This window comes from Burkholderia sp. b14, assembly GCF_900156195.1.
Classification (GTDB): domain Bacteria; phylum Pseudomonadota; class Gammaproteobacteria; order Burkholderiales; family Burkholderiaceae; genus Mycetohabitans.
The window spans coordinates 1,001,667-1,026,695 of sequence record NZ_FTPJ01000003.1; the positions used below are offsets into that span (position 1 = coordinate 1,001,667).

The 25,029-nt window shown below is 58.0% G+C and carries 20 protein-coding genes and 1 pseudogene; 12 read left to right on the forward strand and 9 right to left on the reverse strand.

Translation table 11 applies throughout. The annotated features are described in order from the left end of the window. Positions 1–8 precede the first annotated feature (8 nt). Positions 9–2,723, forward strand: a complete 2,715-nt coding sequence (gene acnA / locus B0B13_RS08850) for an aconitate hydratase AcnA (protein WP_076795792.1) — start codon at positions 9–11, stop codon at positions 2,721–2,723. Positions 2,724–2,889: 166 nt separating this feature from the next. Here the strand turns inward: acnA and B0B13_RS08855 are convergent, their stop codons facing one another. Beyond that, on the reverse strand, positions 2,890–3,954 hold the full coding sequence (locus B0B13_RS08855; RefSeq protein WP_076786479.1) for a 2,3-butanediol dehydrogenase: 1,065 nt from the start codon (positions 3,952–3,954) through the stop codon (positions 2,890–2,892). 718 nt (positions 3,955–4,672) lie between these two features. Between B0B13_RS08855 and B0B13_RS08860 the strand changes: the two genes are divergently transcribed. The 4 genes from B0B13_RS08860 (at position 4,673) to B0B13_RS08875 (ending at position 8,498) form a co-directional block, all read left to right on the forward strand. Continuing rightward, positions 4,673–5,890: a DUF2863 family protein gene (locus tag B0B13_RS08860; RefSeq protein WP_076795795.1), complete on the forward strand. Its 1,218-nt coding sequence runs from the start codon at positions 4,673–4,675 to the stop codon at positions 5,888–5,890. A 241-nt stretch (positions 5,891–6,131) separates the two neighbouring features. Further along, on the forward strand, positions 6,132–6,932 hold the full coding sequence (locus tag B0B13_RS08865) for a helix-turn-helix transcriptional regulator (RefSeq protein ID WP_237573946.1): 801 nt from the start codon (positions 6,132–6,134) through the stop codon (positions 6,930–6,932). A gap of 72 nt (positions 6,933–7,004) precedes the next feature. After that, positions 7,005–7,697 carry an energy-coupling factor ABC transporter permease gene (locus tag B0B13_RS08870; RefSeq protein WP_076797239.1) on the forward strand — a complete coding sequence of 231 codons (693 nt, stop codon included), beginning with the start codon at positions 7,005–7,007 and terminating at the stop codon, positions 7,695–7,697. Between the two features lie 222 nt (positions 7,698–7,919). Then, positions 7,920–8,498 carry a BspC domain-containing protein gene (locus B0B13_RS08875; protein WP_076786475.1) on the forward strand — a complete coding sequence of 193 codons (579 nt, stop codon included), beginning with the start codon at positions 7,920–7,922 and terminating at the stop codon, positions 8,496–8,498. A 57-nt stretch (positions 8,499–8,555) separates the two neighbouring features. Here the strand turns inward: B0B13_RS08875 and B0B13_RS08880 are convergent, their stop codons facing one another. Then, entirely contained in the window at positions 8,556–9,698 is a 1,143-nt protein-coding gene (locus B0B13_RS08880; protein WP_076795797.1) for a M14 family metallopeptidase, read from the reverse strand. Positions 9,699–9,722: 24 nt separating this feature from the next. Then, positions 9,723–10,505, reverse strand: coding sequence for a peroxide stress protein YaaA (gene yaaA, locus B0B13_RS08885; protein WP_076795800.1), 783 nt, complete (start codon positions 10,503–10,505; stop codon positions 9,723–9,725). 153 nt (positions 10,506–10,658) lie between these two features. Here yaaA and B0B13_RS08890 point away from each other — a divergent pair, with 153 nt between their 5' ends. The 4 genes from B0B13_RS08890 (at position 10,659) to B0B13_RS08905 (ending at position 14,365) form a co-directional block, all read left to right on the forward strand. After that, the gene (locus tag B0B13_RS08890; RefSeq protein WP_237573969.1) at positions 10,659–11,201 is read left to right on the forward strand and encodes a PIN domain-containing protein; all 543 of its coding nucleotides are present in this window, start codon (positions 10,659–10,661) and stop codon (positions 11,199–11,201) included. Between the two features lie 59 nt (positions 11,202–11,260). Continuing rightward, positions 11,261–12,445 (forward strand): pyridoxal phosphate-dependent aminotransferase, encoded by a 1,185-nt coding sequence (locus B0B13_RS08895; protein WP_076795802.1) that lies wholly within the window; start codon positions 11,261–11,263, stop codon positions 12,443–12,445. 138 nt (positions 12,446–12,583) lie between these two features. Further along, the gene (locus B0B13_RS08900; protein ID WP_076786467.1) at positions 12,584–13,363 is read left to right on the forward strand and encodes an oxepin-CoA hydrolase, alternative type; all 780 of its coding nucleotides are present in this window, start codon (positions 12,584–12,586) and stop codon (positions 13,361–13,363) included. Between the two features lie 309 nt (positions 13,364–13,672). After that, positions 13,673–14,365, forward strand: a complete 693-nt coding sequence (locus B0B13_RS08905; protein WP_076795805.1) for a glutathione binding-like protein — start codon at positions 13,673–13,675, stop codon at positions 14,363–14,365. A gap of 88 nt (positions 14,366–14,453) precedes the next feature. Here the strand turns inward: B0B13_RS08905 and B0B13_RS08910 are convergent, their stop codons facing one another. Next, positions 14,454–14,909, reverse strand: coding sequence for a DUF1178 family protein (locus B0B13_RS08910; protein ID WP_076795807.1), 456 nt, complete (start codon positions 14,907–14,909; stop codon positions 14,454–14,456). A 680-nt stretch (positions 14,910–15,589) separates the two neighbouring features. Here B0B13_RS08910 and ribA point away from each other — a divergent pair. Next, positions 15,590–16,240, forward strand: a complete 651-nt coding sequence (gene ribA, locus B0B13_RS08915) for a GTP cyclohydrolase II (RefSeq protein ID WP_076786461.1) — start codon at positions 15,590–15,592, stop codon at positions 16,238–16,240. Positions 16,241–16,336: 96 nt separating this feature from the next. Here ribA and B0B13_RS08920 read toward each other — a convergent pair whose 3' ends face one another. From B0B13_RS08920 to cofC, 4 genes are all read right to left on the reverse strand, one after another. Next, on the reverse strand, positions 16,337–18,160 hold the full coding sequence (locus B0B13_RS08920; protein ID WP_076797241.1) for an ABCB family ABC transporter ATP-binding protein/permease: 1,824 nt from the start codon (positions 18,158–18,160) through the stop codon (positions 16,337–16,339). 141 nt (positions 18,161–18,301) lie between these two features. Further along, positions 18,302–19,273: a 2-phospho-L-lactate transferase gene (gene cofD / locus B0B13_RS08925; protein ID WP_076795810.1), complete on the reverse strand. Its 972-nt coding sequence runs from the start codon at positions 19,271–19,273 to the stop codon at positions 18,302–18,304. A 214-nt stretch (positions 19,274–19,487) separates the two neighbouring features. Next, on the reverse strand, positions 19,488–21,974 hold the full coding sequence (gene cofH / locus B0B13_RS08930; RefSeq protein ID WP_076795812.1) for a 5-amino-6-(D-ribitylamino)uracil--L-tyrosine 4-hydroxyphenyl transferase CofH: 2,487 nt from the start codon (positions 21,972–21,974) through the stop codon (positions 19,488–19,490). Further along, the gene (cofC, locus tag B0B13_RS08935) at positions 21,962–22,612 is read right to left on the reverse strand and encodes a 2-phospho-L-lactate guanylyltransferase (protein WP_076795815.1); all 651 of its coding nucleotides are present in this window, start codon (positions 22,610–22,612) and stop codon (positions 21,962–21,964) included. Before cofC ends, cofH begins: the two co-directional genes overlap by 13 nt. A gap of 311 nt (positions 22,613–22,923) precedes the next feature. On the opposite strand from cofC, the gene cofE reads away from it, so the two are divergent. Together cofE and B0B13_RS19320 are read left to right on the forward strand one after the other, a co-directional pair. Continuing rightward, positions 22,924–23,706, forward strand: a complete 783-nt coding sequence (gene cofE / locus B0B13_RS08940; protein ID WP_237573947.1) for a coenzyme F420-0:L-glutamate ligase — start codon at positions 22,924–22,926, stop codon at positions 23,704–23,706. 26 nt (positions 23,707–23,732) lie between these two features. Beyond that, positions 23,733–23,894, forward strand: a pseudogene (locus B0B13_RS19320) (IS3 family transposase); the annotation flags it as partial. A gap of 180 nt (positions 23,895–24,074) precedes the next feature. On the opposite strand, the gene B0B13_RS08950 reads toward B0B13_RS19320, so the two are convergent. Beyond that, complete coding sequence (locus B0B13_RS08950) at positions 24,075–25,028, reverse strand: esterase/lipase family protein (RefSeq protein WP_235090690.1); 954 nt, start codon at positions 25,026–25,028, stop codon at positions 24,075–24,077. Position 25,029 lies beyond the last annotated feature (1 nt).

The window sequence follows — 25,029 nt, forward strand, 5'->3', positions numbered from 1 at the left end:
GAAACACCATGGCCCACAATCTCCACAAAACGCTTAAGGAATTCGACAGCGGCTCAGGCAAGGGTAAATACTACTCGTTGCCGCAGCTCGGCAAAGCCCTCGGCATTCAGATCGACCGCCTGCCCGTGTCGATTCGTATCGTGCTCGAATCCGTGCTGCGCAATTACGATGGCAAGAAGATCAGCGAGGAGCACGTCGAGCAGTTGGCGAAGTGGCAGCCCAACGCCGCGCGCACCGACGAGATCCCGTTTGTTGTGTCGCGCGTTGTGTTGCAAGACTTCACTGGCGTGCCGCTACTGGCCGACATCGCGGCAATGCGCGGCGTCGCGCAGCGCGCCGGCAAGAATCCGAAGCGCATTGAGCCGTTGGTGCCGGTCGACCTAGTCGTGGACCACTCGGTGCAAATCGACTACTTCCGGCAGAAGGATGCACTGGACCTGAACATGAAGTTGGAGTTCGAGCGCAATAAGGAGCGCTACCAGTTCATGAAATGGGGCATGCAGGCATTCGACACGTTCAAGGTCGTGCCACCGGGCGTAGGCATCGTGCACCAGGTGAACCTGGAATACTTGGCGCGTGGCGTGCACAAAAAGAGCGTGGACGGCGGCATGATCTACTATCCCGACACGTTGGTGGGCACCGACAGCCATACGACGATGATCAACGGCATTGGCGTGGTCGGCTGGGGCGTGGGTGGCATCGAGGCGGAGGCGGGCATGCTCGGCCAGCCGGTGTATTTCCTGACGCCTGACGTGATCGGCGTCGAACTCAAGGGCCGGCTGCGCGAAGGCGTGACCGCGACGGACCTGGTGCTGACGATCACTGAGATGCTGCGTAAGGAGAAGGTGGTCGGCAAGTTCGTCGAATTCTTTGGTGAAGGTACCGCATCGCTGACGCTGCCGGACCGTGCCACAATCGGCAACATGGCGCCAGAATATGGCGCAACGATGGGCTTTTTCCCGGTTGACGACAAGACGATCGACTACTTCAAGGGCACGGGCCGCACGAAGGAGGAAATCGCCGCGTTCGAGAACTACTTCAAAGCGCAGGGCCTGTATGGCATCCCAGGCGCCGGCCAGATCGACTACACGAAGACGCTGACGCTAGACCTGAGCACGGTCGCGCCGTCGCTTGCCGGTCCGAAGCGCCCACAGGACCGGATTGAGATCGGCAACGTGAAAAGCACGTTCGCTGACTTGTTCTCGCTGCCCGTCGCGCAAAACGGCTTCGCAAAGAAAGCCGACGACCTGGGCAAGGTATATAAGACCACCGATGGCGTCGAGTTGAAAAACGGCGACGTGCTGATCGCCGCGATCACTTCGTGCACGAACACATCGAACCCGAGCGTGCTGATCGCCGCCGGCCTACTCGCGAAGAAGGCCGTTGACGCGGGCCTCACGGTGGCCCCGCACATCAAGACGTCGCTCGCGCCGGGGTCGCGGATCGTCACAGCGTACCTGAGCGCCACCGGCCTGCTGCCGTACCTGGAGAAGCTCGGCTTCACGGTCGCAGCGTACGGCTGCACGACCTGTATCGGCAACGCCGGTGACCTAACTCCGCCGCTCAATGATGCAATCGTCAAGCATGACGTAGTCGCCGCCGCGGTGCTATCGGGCAACCGTAACTTCGAGGCGCGGATCCATCCAAACATCCGCGCGAACTTCCTCGCGTCGCCGCCGCTGGTGGTCGCGTACGCGATCGCTGGCACGATCACACGCGACCTGATGACCGAGCCGGTCGGCAGAGGCAAGGGCGGCCGCGACATCTACCTGGGCGACATCTGGCCGTCCAGTGATGAAGTCAACCAGCTGCTCAAGTACGCGTTGGACGCGAAAAAGTTCAAGGAGAACTACTCGCAGTTGACCAAGCAAGGCGACTTGTGGAGTCAGATCGAGGGCGCCGAGGGTCAGGTCTATGACTGGCCGAAGTCGACCTATATCGCCGAGCCACCGTTCTTCGGCGAGCATTTCTCGATGCAGTCGACCAAGTCGATCACGCCGGTCAAGAACGCCCGGGCACTGGGCATCTTCGGCGACTCGGTGACGACCGACCACATTAGCCCGGCCGGATCAATCAAGGAAGACTCGCCGGCCGGCCGCTGGTTGAAGGAGAACGGTGTGCAGAAGGCCGACTTTAACAGCTACGGCTCGCGGCGCGGCAACCACGACGTGATGATGCGCGGCACGTTCGCCAACGTGCGGATCAAGAACCTGATGATTCCCGCCAAGCCGGACGGCTCGCGGGTGGAAGGCGGCCTGACCATTCACCAGCCGAGCGGCGAACAGATGTCGATTTATGACGCCGCGATGCAGTACATCGCCGAAGGCACGCCAACCATCGTATTCGCCGGCGAAGAGTACGGCACCGGCTCATCGCGTGACTGGGCGGCCAAGGGCACGTACCTGCTCGGCGTGAAGGCGGTCGTGGCGCGCAGCTTCGAGCGCATCCACCGCTCGAACCTGGTGGGCATGGGCGTGCTACCGCTGCAGTTCATCAATGAGGACAGCGTGCAGTCGCTCGGCATCACCGGCGAGGAGACCTACGACATTGAGGGCCTGACGGATGAGTTCAAGCCGCAACAGGAAGTCACGCTGGTCGTCCGCGGCAAAAACGGCGTGAAGAAGGTGCCGGTGCTGCTGCGCATCGACACGCCGATCGAGGTCGACTACTACAAGCACGGCGGGATTCTGCCGTTCGTACTGCGCCAGTTGCTGACCGCATAACGCACGCCGTTGCAGACACCGCACCGGATCTGCTGTACCGGTGCAGCAATGGAAAAGCCCTACGCCACTGCACCCCAAAGGTCGGATCGGCGTCCAACTTTTGGGTGCAGTTCAACGGCGTCGGGCTTTTTTGACTTCGCGCGCGTCAGGCTTGACTTCGCGCACGTCAGGCGGCGACCGGCGACACGATGATTTTGACGTTCGCGTCCTTATTGTTGACCAACTCCTCGAATCCTTTGCTCACGATGTCAGACAGCGCGATGCGACCGGTAATCAGCGGCTGCACGTCGATGCGCCCATCCGCAACATAGCGGATCACATCGGCGAATTCACCATTGTAGGCTAGCGAGCCGATGACTTCCTTCTCGGTCGAGACGAGCTCAAAGAAATTGAACTCGCTCGACTCTTCAAAGATACCGACCATCACGCACTTGCCGGCCTTGCGGATCAAGTCGATCGCCAGCTTGGCCGTGGTGCGATGGCCGATGCACTCGAACGACACGTCCGCGCCATAGCCACCGGTCAACGCGCGCACCTGTTCAATCGCGTCACCCTGGGTCGGGTCGATCACCGTCGTAGCGCCGACCTCCAGCGCCTTCTTCTTACGCGCGGCGGACATTTCGAGCGCGATGATACGGCCAGCGCCAGCGGCCTTGGCGGACATGATCGTGCACAACCCGATGGTACCGGCACCTACCACCACCACGGTCTGCCCGACGATGCTACCCGCCTTCTTCACCGCGTGTAGCCCAACGGCGAGCGGCTCAATTAGCGCACCAGCCTCGGTCGGAAAATCATCCGGCAGTTTGTAAAGTAGCTCCGCCGGCACATTCACGTACTCGGCGAACGCCCCATTGTTCATCAGGCCGGTGAACGCTAGGTTTTCACAAATGTTATACAGGCCATGCTTGCAGTAATAGCACGTGCCGCAGTGCTGGCATGCATCCGCTGTGATCCGCTCGCCGACGCGAAAACCGCTTACGCCAGCGCCGATGTCGGCGATCTCGCCACTGAATTCATGCCCGAGAATGCACTGGCCCTTCAGCCCAGTAAGCGGGTGAGGACGCTCGACCGGGATGAACACTGGTCCCGCCACATATTCATGCAGGTCAGAGCCGCAGATACCGCACCAGTGCACCCGGATCTTGACCCACCCTGGCGGAGGGGCATCGGGAACCCGCACCTGCTCGACGCGAATGTCCTTGCGGCCGCGCCAAACGGCGGCTTTCATGCTGGGTTGCTGTAAGGGAGTTGTGTCGTTCACGATTGTGCCTCCATCCTAGTTGTTCGATGCCAAATCAACGAATGGGCCAGCCGGGCACCACGCGTGCCTGCGGCTTGCGTGCCTGTATGCCTGTGTGTCCGTGTGCTATATGCTTTATGCCTGCGTACCGAGGGCTTGGCTCGCCGCGTCCGCTATACCTGCATGCTTGCACGGGAGCCGTTTTGCACGGCGGCCGTTACTTACGCGACCGTCGTTACTTGCGCGCTGGTATGCCCATGCAGGAACGGTGCCAGCCGGCGGACCTGCGGCAGGTTCGTTCACGGGCGGCACGATGTGGCAGCGCAACAGGCTCGTAAAATCCACTACATCGATGCGCTCCTGAATTCGCGAGGGCTGTAGCGCTGCACTGCACAACGCAACCCGGCCGGACGCGGACTGGTCGCCGGTGACCTGCGCCGAGACGCGGCGTCACAGCGCACGTGAGACCGTCGTCTCTGCTGTCTTTCCGTGCTTGTTTGGCCTTCCTGGCGGCCAAAGCCTGCGGCAGCATACCCGTGAGACGCGTGTATCACGCAAGTGCATCGCAACTTCGACACGACGCAGTCCTGCTGCGGCAGCAAACGTGCCATTGCACGAAAGCCCGCCTCCATGGACGACGGAAAATGTACCGTCAGCCTCGATCCGGACTAAAATGTAAGGTTCTCTGCACCTGAATTGGCACACCATGCGCTCGCGTATCGCTAAACGTCTCCCACCCGACGCCGACAAGCTGGTCGGTCTGTCGCTCGCGCTTTTCGCGTCCGGCAGCCGCATCGAAGACCGCTTCTGGGAAGCAAAGCTCGATGCGCTCATCGAAAAAGTGATCCGCAATGGCAACCAGACGACACTGGATGCCGCTTTAGACCATCTGCAGCAAAAACATACGGACGCCTATGGCGCCCTCGCCGACATGGCCGAGACCCATAGCGAATCGTTCCGCATCGAGCACGAGGGTCAACCGTACGATGTACTGCTGATCGCGGCACCAGTGCTCGCATGGACGCGTTACATGATCCCGTCCGGCCCGCTGAAAGGCGACGTCGTCGATGCGCTGCGTGCGCAGTTGCAAGCGCACATCTTCGCGGCACGGGCGCGCGTCGCGTTAGCGCCGTATCTGTACAGCATCGACCAGTTACCACGCCATCACGTCGAGACGTTCCGGCTCGCGCAGCAACTTGGCCAAGCGGCGCTGGTCGGCGGCACGATCAAGCTAACTTTCGGCGATCTTCCTGAAACATCACCAATCCTCGCCGATCCACGCTTTCTGCTGTCTGTGGTCGCCGTGCCGGCCGGCGAGCCGCTGTTTCGCTGGCAGGAGGAGGAGAACGGCGCACGCGTTGAGCGCGGACAGTGCCTGGAACAATGGCGTGCGCAGGGCGGCGCGAACTTGTCGGGTGTGCTGCCCGGCTGCGAATTCGACTGCCTGCTGCCGGACGCGTATTACTCGGCCTGCCGCGACGCGGATGAGCAAATCCGCCCGCATACCGTGCGCACTGCAGTCAGGTATCTGGGCGACACGATCGGTGCCAAACCGGATGGACTACGTGCGGTTGTCGCCGGTTTCGGCGAACGGCGCGTAGATGAATATCGGATCGCCTTCACCCGGCGCGGCAGCAACGACGTGATCTACGGCGTGGTATGGCCGCTGTACGGCCGCGAGAACGGCGATCTCGGCCCAGATGACGACGTGCCGCCCGACGAAGATCCGGCCGGTGGCATGCTCGACGATGTCATCGGACTGCTCAAGGAAATTGGTGTCACTGATATCCGTCGTCACGCGGCACGATTCGAACCGGAGTACTGCGACGACTGTGGCGTGCCACTGTATGCTGACCCACTCGGTGAGATCGTGCATGCCGAAATGCCTGAGGATGCCGAACCAGCGCAACCTCACTTCCACTAAGACCCGCGCTTTTCCCACCCGCCACGTGCGTCGCGTCATCGGCCGAAGAGCCGTCAAGACGCGGCCCGACTGGCCTTTCGGCTAATGCCGGCCCACTGCTTGTTTTTGCCATCATTGATCTCTGATGTCCGCCGCGCTGGCCAACGCGGCGGCGCGGTTGTGTGGACTCAGTCAGGGAGAAGTGGTCATGAAAGTCTGCTTGCTGAATGAGTAAGCCGAGAGGCGCGAAGGGCTAAAAACATTGCTGCGCCAGATTAATCGACATGCATCATTCTACGATGCGCGTGACTGGCGACAAGCGCAGCGCGTCCTGCAACATGCCTGCCCAGACATGCTCGTCATCGACTGGCAGGATGGGATGAGTGTGCAGGATATCTTCGATCTCCGGCGCCATTATCCCAACCTGCCGATTGCGGCGTTGGTCGATGATGCCAGCCCAACGCGGGTCAAGTCGCTGGTCGACGCCGGCGTGCTCGGCGTTGTGCCGCGGCACCTCAATCCGCGTCTTATCGTTCGCGCGTTCGAGATCGTGCTGCTCGGCGGGCACTACGTGCCGCCCAGTGGACTGAATCTGCACACGCCCACCGTCGTGCCAATCAACGCGTACGGGGACAGTTCGCTGAACCGAGCAGCCTGCCGGCGCCAAAGTGCGTCGTCTGGCCTACTGTCGCCGCGCCAAGAGCAAATCCTGCGGCTTGTGCACATGGGTGCGACCAACAAAAGCATCGCACGCGCGCTGGGCATCAGTGAAGGAACGGTCAAGATCCATCTCGGCGCGATCTTCGAGAAGCTTGGCGCCACCAATCGCGCGGCCGCGGTGGCGATCTACAATGGTTGGCAGACTGGCGCACTGGAAGTGCTACGCGATGCGACCCAGCAGGCACGGCAACCGGTCTATGGTGAGGCTGGGCCGACGCCGCTGCGTGCGGCCACCCGCGAGCACCGGCGGCGCGACGCAGCCAATGGGCGCGACCAAGCGATACTGCAAGCCGCGGAGCCAGACGGCGTGCCATACAAGGTCGTTCCACGCAAGCGTCGTTGAATCGCAACGCCGTGCGCGGGCGTGCGATTTGCTTCCACCACCGGGAGCCGCGCAGCGAGTAATATGTGTGATATGGGATTCCTCTACACGTCGTTACCATGGTGGTTGGCGATAGGTGGCAACCTTGCCGCCGTGGCTTTGCTTGTGCTCGCGGCGTGGAAGAAGCCCTTCGCGCGGTTGCGCGACGATACGCTGCAGCACCTGTGGCTTGGCATGACCGTGGCGATCGCGGTCATGTGGGCCACCAACGCATGGCTGAACGATGGCCCGGTGATGCATCTGCTTGGCGCGACATTGATGGTCACGCTGTTCGGCTGGTCGCTCGCGTTGGTGTCGATGGCAGCCATATGCGCGCTGGTGGCCGCGATTTTCAGCGTACCGTGGGATGGCGTGGGTCTGACCTTTGTCATATTTGGGGCAGTGCCGGTCTTTGTCTCGACGCTGCTACAGCGGGTTATTGCCGCATGGTTACCGCGAAACTTGTTGATGTTCATCTTCGGCCACGGCTTCGTGACCGCCGCGCTAGCGCTGGTTGCCGCCTGTGCCGGTGCACTAGGCCTATACCTGGTGCTGGCCCACGGTGATACGGCCGTGATCCCGCCCGGCTACGGGATGGCCGTCGGCATGCTCGCCTCCGGCGAAGCGTGGTTCTGTGGCATGCTAACCGCGCTGTTCGCCGTCTATCGCCCGGCGTGGGTCACCACGTACGATGTACGCCGCTACCGGTTCGATCGCCGCCACATGGACCGGGGCCCGCGCGCCTGACTCAGCAGCCTGGCGGTCCACTATGTCGTGTGCAACAGTTGCCGCGCGCTACGCCGGCCGGCCGCAGTACCTCCTCTGTTTTGCGTTAAGATAGAACGCTAGCTCAACCGCGGGCCGCTGAGTGTATCCAAGTCCGGACTCGACATCGCGTGCGAATCCACTTGCGCACATCCTCTCACTTCGACCGCGGCTTTTTTTCACGGCACCTAGCAACAGGATTAGATGGATCGTCATTCTACGTCGCGCCCGATGCAACGACTGATCGGCGCCATGGCCTCATGCGCGCTCGTGGCCATGGCAATCGCCATTCCCACGATGGCCTGCGCCGACCAAGTCGAACACCACAACGAGCTAGTCTACCAATTCATCACGCAAATGAGAGCCAATCCGCTAGTCGCGGACTGCGCGGCGCACGCCGACTTTATCGTCGGCACATCGAGCGCGTTTGACCACGTCGAATTTCCACACAGCTCGTTCGATCCCGCGCACGCCGAAGTCAAGCCATGGAAAGGCTCGTTCGACCAGGGCAAGCAACGGATCAAGGTCGATTCGATCGTCACCGTCCAAGGGGTCGGCATGCGCAAGGATGGTTCAACGAAGCCCGACGCGCTGAAATTCCGCTGCGGCTACGTCGACGCGAAAATGCTCGCCTTTAGTTGGAATGATCCGGTCGCGCCGTTTAAGCGCGCTGCGCCGAGTCGCCAGGCCGGCAAGGCCAAAAAGGCGTTGCGCGGCTCGGGCCGCAAAAGTCCAGCGAAGGCGGCAGGCAAAGGCACCGGCAAGAAAGGCCGGCGGCGCTGAGCCCACCATGCACGCGCCTGCGTGTGACAAACGCTGCGCACACAATGCCGCAGTGCGTCACATCGCGTCGAGTTGCCAACCGATGGCCTGCAGCATCGCCGCACCCAGCGACGCACTGCGCGCGCCGTTCCAGCCGACGTGCGGGTCAGGCAAGTTCGCATCGTCCTTAAATGGCATTTCAAGCGTGAGCGACAGGCACTTAAAGGTGTGGCCGATATACTTGGAGGCGAGCTGGAGCGCATCCTGCTGGTAACGCCCGGACTCGTATCCGTGCTCATCCTGGAAGTGCGCGCTGGCGCGCTTGAAATGGCGGATGAATTCGTCTTGCATACGACGTTGCGCGTGAGAGAAATCGGGCAGCATTTCCGAGCCGGCGACGAAGACGTATGGCAGCGTTTCATCGCCATGGATATCGAAGAACATGTCGCAACCGCTCGCATGGATAGCGTCGCGTACGGCCAGCACTTCGGGGCTGCGATGCGGGTCCGGCTGCAACCATTCCCGGTTCAGGTTCGCGCCAGCGGCATTGGTGCGCAAGTTACCCAGCGCGCTGCCATCCGGGTTCATGTTCGGTACCACGTGAAAGACCGCACGTTCGAGCACGATGCGGCCCAGCGGGTCGCCCCGCCAATCGCCAAGGCCGCACAAGCGCCTGAGCAGACCCTCGACGAACCACTGCGCCATCGTCTCGCCCGGATGCTGCCTTGCGATGATCCAGATGTTGCGCTTGTGCGGCGCCGGTTCGCCAACGGTCAGCAGATCCAGCGCACGCGCCTGCACGGTACGGGTCAGTTCGGTCAAGCGCACGCCAGGCTGCTGGACCAGCGTGTCGACCCACTGTGCATGTCGCGCATACGGATACGGTTCGAAATACGCGTAATAGATCCGGTCGTGCGCCGGCCGATGACAGATGCGCAGCACCTGACCGTCATACGTGGTGGGCACCCGGAACCAGTCGATGCCATCATAACTCGCAGCAGCCTGATAACCGTGCCATCCATCCGGAAAAGCACTGTGCGACGCGTTCTCGAACGTGATCGTGCAGCCCACGTCTTTCGCACCGCTCAGCGAGAAATAGAACCACTGCGCAAACGCCGCTTGGGTGTCGGCGCGCAACCGCAATCGAATGTCGTCCGCGCGCTCGCACGATACGACATTAATTGCCCCTGAATCGAATTGACTACTGATGTGAATGCTCATGGGTCGGATCCGCAACGAATGGAGTCAAGTGGCCTGCTTGCGACGAAATACATAGGTCGAATCGTTCGACGCCTTCGCATCGAACCGGTAGCCGTCGGCGTCGAACGCGATGAGCCTAGCCGGCTCGTCGATCCGGTTCACGACTGCAAAGCGGGCGAACGCGCCACGCGCACGCTTGGCGTAGAAGCTGATGATTTTGTATTGACCGTTTTTCCAGTCCTCGAACACTGGGGTGATCACCGGTGCGTCAAGCTGGCGCGGCCTGACCGAACGGAAATACTCGTCCGACGCGCAATTGATCAATACCCGCGCGCCACCTGCGCGCTTGAGCTGTGCGCTCAGCGCAGCGGTAATCTTGTCGCCCCAGAATGCGTACAGATCCTTGCCGCGCGGGTTGGCAAGCCGCGTACCCATTTCGAGCCGGTACGGCAGCATTAGATCAAGCGGACGCAGCACCCCATATAAGCCGGAGAGCACGCGTATATGGCGTTGCGCATAATCCAGATCGGCGGCAGACAAGGACCGCGCGTCGAACCCATCGTAGACATCGCCATTGAACGCGAGCATCGCCTGCTTGGCATGCGGTGGCGCGAACCGCGCGGCAGACCAGTCGCCGTACCGCGTATAGTTCAAGCGCGCGAGCGGATCGGAAAGACGCATCAATGTGCCGATTTGCTGCGGCGAGAACGTGCGCAACTGCGTAATCAACTCGGCCGAGTCGTCAAGGAACGCCGGTAGCGTATGCTTGCGTACATGGGGCGGTGTGTCATAGTCCAGTGACTTGGCGGGCGACAAAACGATTATCATGGAAGGCTGACTGAAAAAAGGCATCGCGCGGCGTGATTGGCCGCAAGCGTTGCCATTGTATCGACAATGACGCCCTCCCGTTCCGCCCCGCCGCTGCCGGCCGACCCTGTCGCACCATCGAGCGCCCCTGCGGCTGCCTTCGTCCGTCCACGGGTGGTACTCGACACGAACGTGTGGATCGACATCCTGGTATTTGACGATCCCGCGACCCGCCTGATTGCAATAGCGCTGCAGGACGGTAGCCTCGACGCGGTGCAGAACGACCGCTGCCTCAACGAGCTGCAGCGCGTGCTCGACTACCCGCAGTTCGTGCGCTATGCGATCGATAAGCCGGCGGCACTCGCGCGGCTCGCCCGGCTGTGTGCGCGCGTGGCACCGGCGCTGCGCACGCAGGGTGGCCCTGCAATGTCTGTGCCGAAAGCAGGCGCGAATGCGAGCGCAAGTGCGCACGCAGCCGGCGCCGCACCGCGCGCGCTGCCGCTGTGCCGCGACCGCGACGACCAGAAGTTCCTCGAATTGGCATATGACGCAGCCGCACAGTGGTTGGTCACCAAGGACAAGGCGCTGTTAAAGATGGCGCGTCGGATGGCGCGCGAGTTCGACTTGCGCATTGTGCAGCCAGCCGAGTTCGTCGCGGCCGCAGGCCTTGCCCAGTCGGCGGCGGGCGACGCAACGCACGAGCCTACCGTACAATAGGCCCGCTGAGATCGATCATCCGGTCGCACGGTTCCCCCTATCGACACAACGCTTATACCATGAACGCCTCGCATCGCCCGCCCGATACGTCGCCCCGCGTGCCCTCCTTCCCATCGCGGTTGCCGCAAGTCGGCACGACGATCTTTACGGTGATGAGCGCGCTCGCGTCCGAGGCCAACGCCGTCAACCTGGGTCAGGGGTTTCCGGATTTCGACTGCGACCCGACAATTATCGAGGCGGTCGCGCAGGCGATGCGTGACGGCTTCAACCAGTACCCGCCGATGGCCGGTCTTGCGTCGCTGCGCAATGCGATTGCCGCAAAGATCGAGCAGCTGTACGGCCATCGTTACGATGCGGCCAGCGAAATCACCATCACCGCGGGCGCAACGCAAGCGTTGCTCACTGCCGTGCTGTGCTGCGTGCAGCCGGGCGACGAGGTCATCGTAATCGAGCCTTACTACGACAGCTACTTGCCGGCAATTGAGCTGGCGGGTGGCAAACCCGTGTTCGTGACGCTGGACGCACCCGATTATCGGATTGCGTTCGACCAACTCGCCGCGGCGATCACGCCGAAGACCCGGCTGATCATCGTGAACACGCCGCACAACCCAACCGGCACGATCTGGCGCGACAGCGACATGCGGGCGCTGCAGGACATCGTGCGCGGCACGGACATCCTAGTGCTGTCTGACGAGGTCTATGAGCATATGGTGTTTGACGGCGCCCGCCACGAGAGTGTTGCGCGCTATCCGGACCTCGCGGCGCATAGCTTCGTCGTATCAAGCTTCGGCAAGACCTATCACGTGACCGGCTGGAAGCTCGGCTACGTCGCCGCGCCGCGCGAATTGAGCGCCGAGTTCCGCAAGGTCCACCAGTTCAACGTGTTCACGGTGAATTCGGCCACCCAGGCAGGCGTCGCCGCGTACATGGCCGACCCAGCGCCCTACCTGACGTTGCCGGCGTTCTACCAGGCCAAGCGCGACTTCTTTCGTGCCGGCTTGGAACGCACGCGTTTTAAGCTATTGCCATGTGAAGGTACGTATTTTCAGTGCGTCGATTATTCGGCAATCTCGGCACTGCCAGAGGCGGAGTTTGCCAGGTGGTTAACCGTCGAGATCGGTGTTGCGGCGATTCCCGTGTCCGCGTTCTATCATCGGGCGCACGACGCCGGCGTCGTGCGCTTTTGCTTTGCCAAACGCGAAACAACGCTGGCAAGCGCGCTCGAGCGCCTTGCCGCGCTGTAGCGTGTGGCGCGCGCCCATCTGCGCCACACTGAACGATCCGCACTACCGGCCGTCGCCATGGCTGGCGCGCCGCGCACAACTGGGCCTGTCGCTGCTGCCTGTCGAGAGCGACGCCCCCCAACATGAAGGAATCCACCGATGACCGCCGAATTGCTCGCCACCCGCCGGGATGCGACGCTCGTGCTCACGCTGTCCAACCCGGGCGCACGCAACGCGTTGCACCCTGACATGTACGCCGCCGGCATCGAGGCGCTCGATTCATCCGAGCGCGACCCGGAGATCCGGGTCATCGTGCTGACCGGCGCCGACGATTTCTTCTGCGCGGGCGGCAACCTGCACCGGCTGCTGGAGAATCGGGCGAAGGGCCCATCGGTGCAGGCCGACAGCATCGACCTGCTCGGCGCGTGGATCAGCGCGATCCGCGCCTCACGCAAACCGGTGATCGCCGCGGTCGAAGGGGCAGCGGCCGGCGCAGGTTTCTCGCTCGCGCTCGCCTGCGACCTGCTGGTGGCAGCGGACAACGCAAAATTCGTGATGTCGTATGCGCGTGTCGGACTCACGCCCGATGGCGGCGGCTCATGGTTCCTGTCCCGGGCACTGCCGCGCGCGCTAGCCACCGAAATCATCCTGGAAGGCAAGCCGGTGCCGGCGCCGCGCCTGGCGGCGCTGGGCGTAGTCAACCGGCTCAGCGCAGCAGGCGCAGCGTTGGAGAGCGCACTCGCATGGGCTGACGAGCTGGCGCGGCTGTCGCCAAACGCGGTGGCCCGGATTAAGGCGCTCGTCGACGATGCCCCCAGGCAACCGCTGGCCGAGCAGCTGGTCGCCGAACGGGACCATTTCGTCGCGTCGCTGCATCATCGCGATGGTCTCGAAGGGATCAGCGCGTTCCTGGAAAATCGCGAAGCGCGCTATAAATGACCGCGGGCCTACGCGTACACGTCGGCGCGTACGCTGCGACAGGCCGACGGACCGAATGAAGTCCATCGCAGCAATCGCCCGACTGGAGCTGGCATCGTATCTGAAAGACAAAAACGGCGTCCCGCGTGTGAGCCTGGCCCGTGACGCTGCGATCCAGCCGGTTCTATGCTTAAATAGCATGCACCTCGCAGCCGACGGCGCTCGATGCGCTGCAGGCATCGTGTGAACATTCAACTTTCTACAGGATGGGGCGCCGAAAGCGCGCGCGGGCCGGATCCGCGCACCGGGGACGCGCCTCGATAAGCGGATATGATCGATATTTACAGCTGGGCCACGCCGAACGGCCACAAGGTCCATATCATGCTTGAAGAGCTAGCGCTGCCCTACACCGTCCATGCGGTCGACATCGGCGCAGGCGACCAGTTCAAGCCCGAGTTTCTGGCGATCAGCCCAAACAACAAAATCCCGGCGATCGTCGATCACGAGGGTCCCGGTGGCCAGCCGATCGCGCTGTTCGAATCGGGCGCGATCCTGATCTACCTCGCGGAGAAGACCGGAAAATTTCTGCCAGCCGATCCGGCCCAACGTTATGCGACATTGCAGTGGCTGATGTTTCAGATGGGTGGACTTGGCCCGATGCTCGGACAGGCGCACCACTTCCGGATCTATGCGCCGGAGCAGATCGAATATGCGGTCAATCGCTACACGAACGAAGCGCGACGGCTGTATGGCGTGATGGAGAAACAGCTCGGTAAGCATCCCTATCTGGCCGGTGATGACTACACGATCGCGGACATCGCGGCATTCCCGTGGACGCGCTCGTGGAAGAATCAGGGAATCGATCTCGACAACTTCCCAAACGTGAGCGCATGGCAGCAACGCATTAATGCGCGGCCCGCGGTGCAGCGGGGCGTCGAAGTGCTGGTATCCGCGCGCAAGGCGCTGACCGACGACAAGGCGCGCGAAGTCCTGTTCGGCGCCACGCAGTACGCGCAACGCTAAAGGAACCGAGTCGGCAGGACGGGTACTGAAATCCATGCGCTCGTTTTCTTGCCGCACGCTGTTACGCGCAGCTGAAGCGCCGCCCAGATCATTGGAGCGGCTCTTTCAGCAACGCTGGCAACGGCAACGGCATCACGTCGATGCCTTCGTCCAACAGAGCCCGCGCGTCGTCAAGCGTCGTGACCCCGCGGATGCTGCGGGCCGGCGCCTCGTCATAGTGGATCCGCCGCGCTTCCTCAACGAACTGCTCGCCTACGTCTTCGGTGTGCTCGATCACCTGCCGCATCATCTGCAGCCAACGCGCCTGCAATTCGCCCGCATTCAGCGACTGCCCGCCGACGCCCGGCGCGCCATCGCATTGCGCCGGCGCGGTCGCACCTGACAGGTTCAACCGGGGCGCCGACGGCACGCGCTGCACCGTCTTCGAACCACATATCGGACACTCAACGAAGTGCCTCTCCAGTTGCGACTTGAAGTCCTCAGCCGACTGAAACCAGCCTTCGAACCGGTGCGCGTGCTCGCAGGTTAAATCGAGAACTTTCATACCCATGAAATGTACGATCCAGTGTAGCGCAATCCGCGCGATTTGTGCATGATCGTTCTAAATTATCAGACCGTGGCCGACCATTCTAGCGCGTTTGCGCGTGGCGCAACCTCCCCCGCTCCTTCGGCAACGCATCTCCAGAACGCTTGCTTCGTCTCCAACTGATTGACGCTTGGTCTGCCAGGCGATGACATCATTGGCCGTCCCGTTTGCCTCGAGGCCCAACCCCGTGGTCGTCCCCTATAACACCGCTAATTCGAAGTTGTTGCAACAACCGGTCGAACCTGCTGACGTGCTACCGTGCCGGATGAAACAACAGAGCAACAATTACGGCAATCTGCCATCAAATAATGCTTTATTATCTACAACGAAATTCACGCACGCATCACTTGCCGCCCGTATAGCGCACGTTCCCGCAAAGGGCTATACCACATGCAATTTTTCTATTGCCATTTCCATACAAGTATGCAATCCTGCTCGACGACATAGCTTAAAAACATCATTGCACACTGCGCTGTTAGGGTATTCAACATTACATAGCGATCGTTAAGCACATAGGTCCATTTGGCATGTTGGGTGTGCTTGCTCAGTGAGCAATGCTGAATAAAGATTAAGTTTTGTCTGATACAGAAAATTTTGTGTATTGCAGCAGTACCACTTCAGCCTCCCGGGGTGATCCGATGCTACTACAATGCCATGATAGAAGCAGCGAATACGTGACGCATGTTGGCAAAGCGGCACTACCAACTCGTTACGGAAATTTTGTTGCCCACGCATTTCGTTCGAAAAGCGATGACAATGAGTATCTCGCGCTAGTAATGGGCGATGTTTGCCAGCGTGAATCAGTACTGACACGACTTCACTCTGAGTGCCTTACGGGTGATGTACTAGGATCACTGCGTTGCGATTGTGGTGAACAATTGGACGCTGCACTACGCCATATCGCATCCGAGGGCGTTGGCGCGCTATTGTATCTGCGAGGCCATGAAGGACGCGGCATTGGCTTGTGCAACAAAATTCTTGCATACGGACTCCAGGAACAAGGACGTGACACTGTCGATGCCAATCGCGACCTGGGTTTGCCAGACGACGCGCGCGAGTATGACTGCGCGGCGAGCATCGTGCGCCAACTTGGCATCCTGTCGGTACGGCTGATGAGCAACAACCCGGATAAATTTGAGGCGCTGCAGCGCCATGGCATTCCGGTATGTGAGCGCGTTGACCTCGCGGTTGCATTACGCGAGGAAAATGAGCGTTATATCTGGACCAAGCGTAATCGTTTCGGGCATTATTTCGACGAGAATGAACTTCAGTGCCCGTTGTCATTATAGCCGTTGTCATTATATTTAACTCGGCGCTCACTACAATATATCCACTGCTTTACGTGGTGAGCGCTAATCAAAGCAATCGTTTTTATTTACATGCTTTTATTCAGGCTGCTTATGCTGCAATGCCCACATTTGCGCATATAGGCCGCCTGCATTCAGCAATGTTCTATGGGTGCCGCGTTCAACGATACGGCCTTGATCCATAACAAGGATCTGTTGTGCATGCGTAATTGTTGATAGACGATGCGCAATGATCAGCGTTGTACGATGACGCGCAAGCTGTTTCAACTCGCGCTGAATCGCACGCTCAGCACGTGAATCGAGTGCTGAAGTCGCTTCATCAAAAATTAGAATAGGCGGCTTTTTCAGCAATGTGCGGGCGATTGCGATGCGCTGCTTTTCGCCGCCAGATAATTTCAAACCACGCTCACCCACGATGGTGGCATAGCCAGCAGGCAAGCTTTCAATAAAAGCATGAATATGGGCGGCGCGCGCAGCCGCAATCACCTCTTCTGGCGAAGCAGACAACCGACCATACGCAATATTGTAATAAATTGTGTCACGGAAAAGCACCGTATCTTGCGGCACAATGCCAATGGCCGCGCGCAGCGAATCTTGCGTCACAGCTCGAATATCTTGGCCACCGATCAGAATACGCCCAGCGCCATGGTCCACATCATAAAAGCGGAGCAACAGTCGTGCGAGTGTTGACTTACCTGAGCCGCTATGTCCGACAATTGCAGTCGTCGTGCCCGCCGCAATCGTAAACGTTATATCTCGTAAAATTTGCCGTTGCGGCTCATATGAAAAGCTAACATGCTCGAAGCATACTTCAGCGCTCCGGACAGCAAGCGGAAACGCACCTTGAATGTCGTCAACTTCACGCCTGAGATTTAGCAGCGAAAACATCTGATCCATATCGGTCAGACTTTGCTTCAAAGTTCGATACATATTCCCCAAAAAACTCAGTGGAATATATATCTGCAGCATAAACGTATTAATTAACACAAAGTCGCCCAATGTCAACTGCTTATCCACAACCTGTTGCGTCGCCCTCCATAAAACGGCGATCATGCAGATCGCAATAATCGACTGCTGACCCAAATTCATAAACGAAAGCGATCTTTGAGACCGAACCGCCGCATCATGATAAAGCATCATGCCTTCATCATAGCGCTGAATTTCGTGTTGCTCGTTACCAAAGCACTTGACTGTCTCGTAATTAATAAGCGAATCGACCATTAGGGTATTGGAGCGCGAATCAAGCTTATTCATCTCCTGCCTTAAGCGCGTACGCCATTCCGTCACCATCACGGTAAACGTAATGTAAGCCGCAAGCACGAACAGTGTAACAATCGTATAATAGATATCGTAGCGAATAGCAAAGAAAATAAGTACCAACACGACTTCAACACATATTGGTAGAATATTGTAGAGTGAATATGAAACAAGCGTCTTGACGCCACGCGTTCCTCGCTCGATATCGCGTGATAGGCCACCCGTTTGCCGCTCAAGGTGAAAGCACAATGACAGCGTGTGCAAATGCCGGAATACTGCGAGTGCCACTTGTCGCGCCGCGTTGTAAGCTACTTTTCCAAAAATAATTTCACGCAGCTCCGCAAAAAACGAACTGGATAAGCGCACGACCGCATAAGCGACAATAAGAAAACCAACGCCGTGGAACAATGAAAACGACGACCCCTGCACTGCCAACCGGTCAATTTCAGATAGCTGGTCGACAATCGCTTTCATCACAACTGGAACGCCCAGATTAGCGAGTTTTGCGCCAACCAGGCAGGCGAGTGCAAATGCGACGCGCCCTTTATAAACCATCAAATAAGGAAATAGCGCGGCGATTGTCTGCCAGTCACCACGCCGATTCAAAGATACCAAAGGAGAAACAAAAGCCCAAAGGCGGCGCATGCGTAATGGATAGTACATTCTTCGTGATTGGTTCAGCAAGCGTTTGCCGTACTGCATGCCCTTAATCATTTTTTTATTTCTTTATAGCAATCAATCTACTTCGCAAGAAATCGTGGTCAATGTGATTCATGCGGCGCGCTGCTATGCAGCATGGGTCGCCTGTCGATTGTTTCGATAGTGTTCAACGCAAGTCAGCACATGTCGCGCAAGCGCGATACGCTCATCAGGCGTTTTCATGAGCGTCTTGACTTTATCGACTGCCATAAGGTCTGTGCGCAAGAGGTCATGATCGCGTTCATCCGACGGATCAATCACCAAGATATCGAGGAAATCGGCATAAAGAGAAGCAATCGCGCCAACCGAAGCCTTCATCCCCAGTTCATGCATCATCTTAGTCAATGGGCCTTTGACTGCTTCGCCGCCGACGAGCGGTGCAACAGCTAAAACAGGCACATTGCAGGCACGCAGCCTGTCACGCACGCCTGGTAATGCCAGAATCGGTCCAATGCTGACGAAAGGATTAGAAGGACATAAGATCACGCCAGCCAGGTCGGGCGCACTCAGCGCTGCTTCAAATGGCGACGATAACCGTGCCGACGAAGCACCTTCAAAGCGAAAACCCGACACGCGCGGCTCACATCGCCGTTTAACAAAATACGTCTGAAAAGGCAAATCGCCTTCTTCTGTCTCAACGACAGTTCTAACCGGATCGTCAGACATCGGGACGATCGAATGCTTGACACCGAATGCGCTAGCAATGGTCGCAGTTAAATCACATAAGCTGGCACCGCCGTCAAGCAAGCTGCGCCGATAGAGATGAAGCGCAAGGTCCTTGTCACCCAACTGAAACCACACCGGTCCGCCCAAACAAGCCAGTGCTTCTTGCGAAGACCAGCTCTCGTTCGCCCGCCCCCACCCTTTCTTTGCATCCGCCACATCGGCCAGCGTATAGACAACCGTGTCCAGATCGGGACAGACGAGCAAGCCAAGATGCTCAAAATCGTCACCCGTGTTGACAACGATCGTCAACTCGTCCGCAGAAAGCACATGCGCTAGACCATAAGCCAACTTAGCGCCGCCCACCCCGCCGCACAACGCAACATACTTTGCCATTTCCTTCCTATGTAAAGGTCAAGCATTTTTGACTTAAACAGATCACCCTTCCGATCCTGTCAGGCCGAATAGTGTCTGTCTACTTTGATATAGACGTTTGAGCATCTTAGTGAATCCATGATGTGAAGCACTGCGTGAGCGCCATCACAACATCGATTTAGGCAGTCTGCAGGCAAGCCACACCATGAACCCACTGATACAGGCCCGATTATTGTTACGCTTCGTTCAAGACCTGATGGCCGTGCCCACGCACCAAACGTCCGGCCTTCATGAACCGCACAGGTGCCAGCGCAGGAGCAGCATACGAAGCCTGCTGCCGCTCAGTACTGACGTCACGGTAAAGAGGGGTACGCTGCATTGCACGGCGCCCGAGTCTGGCGGCCAGTGCTTCCATGGCAGCAGGCGGCATTTCCTGCCCGTGGGCTGCACCGGCTGCGCGGCTGATCGACTCGTTCATTAGGGTACCGCCCAAATCGTTGGCCCCCGCCTGCAAGCAAAGCTGCGCGCCCTGCTCACCCATTTTCACCCAAGACGTTTGAATATTGTCAATCAGGCCATGAAACGCCAGACGCCCGACTGCATGCATCAAAACGGCTTCTCGCAAAGTCGGCCCCTGACGCGCGCCTTTCTTTTTAAATAACGGCGCTTCTTCATGGACAAAGGGCAATGGAACAAACTCAGTCAGACCGCCTGTATCGCGCTGCAGCTCCGCAAGCCTGAGGATATGTCGTGCCCAGTGCTTATAAGATTCGACATGGCCGAACATGATCGTGCAAGTGGTCCGCAATCCCAACTCGTGTGCCGATCGCACGACTGTCAGCCATTCTTGCGTATTCAGCTTGTCCGGACAGATTTGTCGCCGCACTTCATCGTCCAGAATCTCGGCTGCGGTCCCAGGCAAAGTACTTAACCCGGCATTTTTCAAATCAGACAAAAAAGCGCTGATGGATTTCCCCAGGCTAGTTGCGCCATGCATCACCTCAAGGGGCGAGAAGGCGTGAATATGTATGTCTGGACATTCTGTTTTAGCCGCTTCGCAGATATCAACGTAAGTGCGTCCCGTATAGTCGGGATGAATGCCTCCTTGCAGGCAAACCTCCGTCGCACCACGATCCCACGCTTCTTTCACGCGGCGACGGATTTCGTCGAGGTCAACGATATAGGGCTTTTCGCGCAGCTCTTCTTGTATCGGCCCTCGCGAAAAAGCGCAAAAATTGCAATGGTATTGGCAGACGTTTGTGTAGTTGATGTTCCGATTGACGACGTAAGTGATCGTGTCACCCTTCGTTTGCCTACGCAAACGGTCCGCCGTGTGCGTCAAGTACGTAAAATCGTGGCCGCGGGCGTTGAATAAATGGACAAGCTCGGCTTCTTCGAGGCGCTCGCCCGCCACGCATTTATCCACGATATCGATCGTCTGCGAACAAACACGGTCAGCATGAGAAGCCGTGGTAGTCACTGCCAGGCGAGCAATATCCCCCATCGTCTTGGAGCCTGCTTTCCATAGATCGCTTGTTGCCAAACCACTGCAATCTGAATGGCGCAGCACATCAGCATGCAAGCCCGGGTCGATCCAACGATCACGTTCCTCGATATAGGCAGGATAGACGGTTATCCGCTCGGTCAACGTCTTCCCACCCCTGTCGGTGACCTCACTTAAGCGGTCAATTTGCGGCCACGGCGCTTCTGGGTTAACGTGATCAGGCGTGACCGGTGAGACGCCTCCCCAATCATTGATTCCCGCGCGTATCAAGTCGGTCAGGTCACCATCGAAAAGATTAGGCGGCACCTGAATGCTCATTGCGGAACCCAGAACCAACCGGGCGACCGCTGTTGTCCAACACAATTCGTCCATTGACGGCTCAGGCGCGTTGACCATTTTGGTGCCGGGTTTCGCGCGAAAGTTCTGAATAATGACTTCCTGCAGATGGCCATAGCGATCATGCAAATCCCGCAGCGCAAAGAGCGATTCAAGCCGCTCGCGGCGTGTCTCCCCGATACCAATCAATATGCCTGAGGTGATCGGTATATGCGCTTCGCCGGCAAGGCGAAGCGTTTCAAGCCGCGCTGCCGGGTGCTTATCGGGAGAGCCGTAATGTGGCCCACCACGCTCGGAAAGACGTTCAGAAGCCGTCTCTAGCATCACCCCGAAGGAAGGGGCATGGGGCCGTAGCATCTGATATTCTGCTGCGCTTAACACGCCCATATTAAAGTGCGGTAGCAGCCCGGTTTCAGCTCGTACACGTTGCGCAACCTCAGCGACATAATCGGCCGTCGTAGCATGACCCAGTTGCTGCAGCGCTTCGCGTGCAGCGGCATAACGCGCTTCGGGCCGATCACCGAGCGTAAACAAAGCCTCACGACAGCCTACTGCAGCGCCCGCCCGTGCAATGTCCAGCGCTTGGTCCACGGTAAGAAATGCTTGGCCAATGACCCGTGGCGCTTTGGCAAAGGTACAGTAATGGCAGACATCTCGACAAAGATGGGTGAGCGGAATAAAGACCTTGCGTGAATAGGTGATGACATTACCCCATCCAATGTCTCGCCATGCCGATGCCAGACCGGCCAACTCACGCCAATCTTGCACCGCTTCAAGCTCATACGCCAAAGCCTTGTCATCTAGCCTTGGCTGGTTGCCCTTAGCAGAACGTTCGGCCTCTTGAATCACTCTATAAACAGGATCGCTTACTAATTTTGGCATAGCACCCTCCTCTTGGCGTCTCTGACGGAAGACTCGAATTCCTCAAGGTCGGCAGGCAAGTCAACATCCAGCGCCCACTCTCTTGAACGGACAACCCAAACATCAATTCCGGCGCGTCGAGCGGCGTTTTGATGAGCGGAAAAGCTTGGCCCGCTGAAAAACAACGGAATGGCGCCAGGTCGGCAAATCAATCCATTCGTGCCATGACCGTCCCGGTTCGGCGCCATGCCAATTGCATCGACCGGTGCACGGCTCAACATGTCGATGGCTGCCTCATCCAGCAGCGGCAAATCACCAGGGACAAACATCACACGCTCCCCGCCTGCCGCCGCAATGTGGGCCATCGCTCGTGAACAGGCATTCGCCATGCCTTCATCCGGCGGCCCCCACAAGATTTCAGCACCCGCTGCCCGAGCCATCTCCGCCGTACTTTCCGACGGCGTCACCACCAATAGAGAAGCAATTCGAGGCGATGCGCGCAACGTGCCAATGACATGACTCGCCATGGAAAAAAACAACGCTTGGCGCGCAGCATGACTCAAAACGCCAGCCAACCGGGTTTTGGCACACTCAGGCGCTTTCAACGGCACGACCGCCCAGATGCCGGTATTACGCTGGGCGACAGAAACAGGAGACATCCCATTGCATCCCATATTGTTTCACTTCCCGGAAAATCAGGACAACTGTGTCGCGCTCAAAGCAACCGAAACAATTACCTGGCTTAGGTACCTATTGCACAACAAATTGGTACGTCTGCTTCCATCGTGAACCGCTAACTTGCGTACAAGCACTGCATTACCATAGTTCGACGACATGCTGGCATAGTAGCAAGCAAATTGTCTAGTCACTTGTTATTGACTGAGCCTATTTTTTCTGAGAATCTTTCTACCACTAAAGGGAAGATTAAGGAGCTAAGAGGATGAGCCACGCTACACGAACAGAAAGAAGCATGACTGTATCCGCCATCGGTGGCATCCCTCTTATACAAACAGGGGATGATCTTGGCCAGATTATTACGGAAGCGATCCAAAAAAATGGTATCGCTCTAGAAAATGGCGATGTGTTAGTGCTTGCACAAAAGATCGTTTCAAAGTCCGAAGGGCGATGGGTTGCGCTATCTTCTGTCACGCCCGGCAAGCAAGCTATCGATTTGGCGCAGAAAGTGGATAAGGATCCACGGCTCGTTGAACTTATCCTATCGGAGTCGGCAGAAATCGTTGCGCACAGGCAGGATGGTGTACTGATCACCGCTCACCGTCTCGGATGCGTGATGGCGAATGCCGGTATCGATCATTCCAATGTAGGCGATGAAGACAGTGTGCTTCTACTTCCGAAAGACCCGGATCACAGTGCCCGTGAATTAAAAAAACAGTTTCATCACTTGTGCGGCGTCGATGTCCACATTATCATTAACGATAGTTTTGGCAGAGTATGGCGCCATGGCACGGCAGGGTGCGCAATCGGTGTAGCAGGCTTTTCCCCGCTTAAAAATTATATTGGAAAGCCGGATCTGTTTGGGCAGCTCTTACGAACAACCCAGGTGGCAGTGGCCGATGAACTCGCCGCAGCAGCGTCTTTCCTAATGGGACAAGCCGATGAAGGATCGCCTGTTGTGCTGATCCGCGGCGCGAATTTACCTGCTGCTGATGGAACGGTTGAACAGCTTATTCGCCCCAAAGAAGAAGATTTATTTCGTGAAACCTCCTCTACATTGGCAGTAGAAATGGCCTGAGCATAAAATGAAAGGTGGCCGCGCAAAGCCAGTTCACGGCGAACGCGTTCACTGATGCCGTGTTGGGCTGAAACCTCGGACTGTCGATGGGCGGCAAAGGAAGCTGGCATGATAACGTGTTCGTTGAACGCATGCGGCGCAGCGTCAAGTATAAAGAGGTCTACCTAAAGGCGTACGAGTCGGTCAGTAGGCGAGGTCAATAAACGCGGAAGGTGGCATGTGGGCAGCCAAACTGGGAAAAGCAGCGGTTAAAGTGGGGGCGGTCTTGTGGGCGGTGTAATGATCGGCCGCCCGTCCAAAACTAATGAAAATTCCAGCGAAGCACAGAAGGTTTAGGCGCCACGTCCTGCGCTGTCCATTGACCGGCCTTACAACCGTGTCGCTTGGGTTATCGCGGTGAGCAGCCCTAAAACGGCTTTTGAATGGAGTTCGCTATGGGTGGCGTCCGCCACATGAAGCTCGGTATTGGCCAACGGATTGCTTATCTTAGCCTTATTGAATCCCATTTTTTGGGAGAAATTGTCTTTAAATGGCGTGACAAAATCTAGGCCGCCTTTAGGGGCAATGGTATCTTTGCCACCTGAAATATGAATATAATGTTCTACCGTTTCTCTAAGCTTCTTTGTCGGCGGTAAATGATCACCTCGGATGGGTGTGCCTAAGGTGACCAGTTGTTCAATATTACCTTGTGTCAGCTTAATCGCTTCAAAAGCGACATTGCCACCATGACTATGGGCAATGACATTCGTGATGATACCGGCCCGTGTGTTTTCATCGATTTTTTTCGCAAGGGTTTGCGCCGCCTCAATACGGGCAAGTCGATGATTTTTTCCACTCCATTGTAAAGCACTCACTTTCCCGCCAAATCTTTCCCGGACAATATCGGCGTATTTCCCATTCGGGCTGGTCCACCCTACTTCGGCTGCGGTGGCGTTGAACGTGCCATGCACTAAAATGGTTTCAATGCCATTGTTTGATTGCTCGGACGGCCCGATAAAATTGGGTGGGCGATTAAGATAGGGCATTTTGTGCAAGAAATTCAATAAGCCATAGGTCATTTGCTCCTGTGTGGCTTTCGAGACGGCTTCTTTTTTGTCTTTGGGAATACTTTTATCGTGGCCTATCTCAAGATTGGTGGTATGAATCTCTTGCGATCCATTGTACAAGCGTCTCGAAATGGCTTCCACTCCCTTGAATGGCCTCTCTGGATCGATATCCAGCCGGCTGACCAGCCTGACAGATGAATCTTGGTCGGGTACAACCTGCGCTCGCCCTGCCTTTCTCTGTTGGTCGGACTGAACCTTGTAAGCCTTCCTTCCCATT

Excerpts from the sequence above, each read along its gene's own strand:
- acnA (WP_076795792.1), top strand. The coding sequence starts at position 9 with ATGGCCCACAATCTCCACAAAACGCTTAAGGAATTCGACAGCGGCTCA.
- cofH (WP_076795812.1), bottom strand. The coding sequence starts at position 21,974 with ATGCCAAAATTAGTAAGCGATCCTGTTTATAGAGTGATTCAAGAGGCC.
- B0B13_RS08870 (WP_076797239.1), top strand. The coding sequence starts at position 7,005 with ATGGGATTCCTCTACACGTCGTTACCATGGTGGTTGGCGATAGGTGGC.
- cofC (WP_076795815.1), bottom strand. The coding sequence starts at position 22,612 with ATGTCTCCTGTTTCTGTCGCCCAGCGTAATACCGGCATCTGGGCGGTC.
- B0B13_RS08900 (WP_076786467.1), top strand. The coding sequence starts at position 12,584 with ATGACCGCCGAATTGCTCGCCACCCGCCGGGATGCGACGCTCGTGCTC.
- B0B13_RS08910 (WP_076795807.1), bottom strand. The coding sequence starts at position 14,909 with ATGAAAGTTCTCGATTTAACCTGCGAGCACGCGCACCGGTTCGAAGGC.
- B0B13_RS08920 (WP_076797241.1), bottom strand. The coding sequence starts at position 18,160 with ATGCGCCGCCTTTGGGCTTTTGTTTCTCCTTTGGTATCTTTGAATCGG.
- B0B13_RS08905 (WP_076795805.1), top strand. The coding sequence starts at position 13,673 with ATGATCGATATTTACAGCTGGGCCACGCCGAACGGCCACAAGGTCCAT.
- yaaA (WP_076795800.1), bottom strand. The coding sequence starts at position 10,505 with ATGATAATCGTTTTGTCGCCCGCCAAGTCACTGGACTATGACACACCG.
- B0B13_RS08950 (WP_235090690.1), bottom strand. The coding sequence starts at position 25,028 with ATGGGAAGGAAGGCTTACAAGGTTCAGTCCGACCAACAGAGAAAGGCA.
- B0B13_RS08875 (WP_076786475.1), top strand. The coding sequence starts at position 7,920 with ATGGATCGTCATTCTACGTCGCGCCCGATGCAACGACTGATCGGCGCC.
- B0B13_RS08895 (WP_076795802.1), top strand. The coding sequence starts at position 11,261 with ATGAACGCCTCGCATCGCCCGCCCGATACGTCGCCCCGCGTGCCCTCC.
- B0B13_RS08855 (WP_076786479.1), bottom strand. The coding sequence starts at position 3,954 with ATGAAAGCCGCCGTTTGGCGCGGCCGCAAGGACATTCGCGTCGAGCAG.
- cofD (WP_076795810.1), bottom strand. The coding sequence starts at position 19,273 with ATGGCAAAGTATGTTGCGTTGTGCGGCGGGGTGGGCGGCGCTAAGTTG.
- B0B13_RS08880 (WP_076795797.1), bottom strand. The coding sequence starts at position 9,698 with ATGAGCATTCACATCAGTAGTCAATTCGATTCAGGGGCAATTAATGTC.
- B0B13_RS08860 (WP_076795795.1), top strand. The coding sequence starts at position 4,673 with ATGCGCTCGCGTATCGCTAAACGTCTCCCACCCGACGCCGACAAGCTG.
- ribA (WP_076786461.1), top strand. The coding sequence starts at position 15,590 with ATGCTACTACAATGCCATGATAGAAGCAGCGAATACGTGACGCATGTT.
- cofE (WP_237573947.1), top strand. The coding sequence starts at position 22,924 with ATGACTGTATCCGCCATCGGTGGCATCCCTCTTATACAAACAGGGGAT.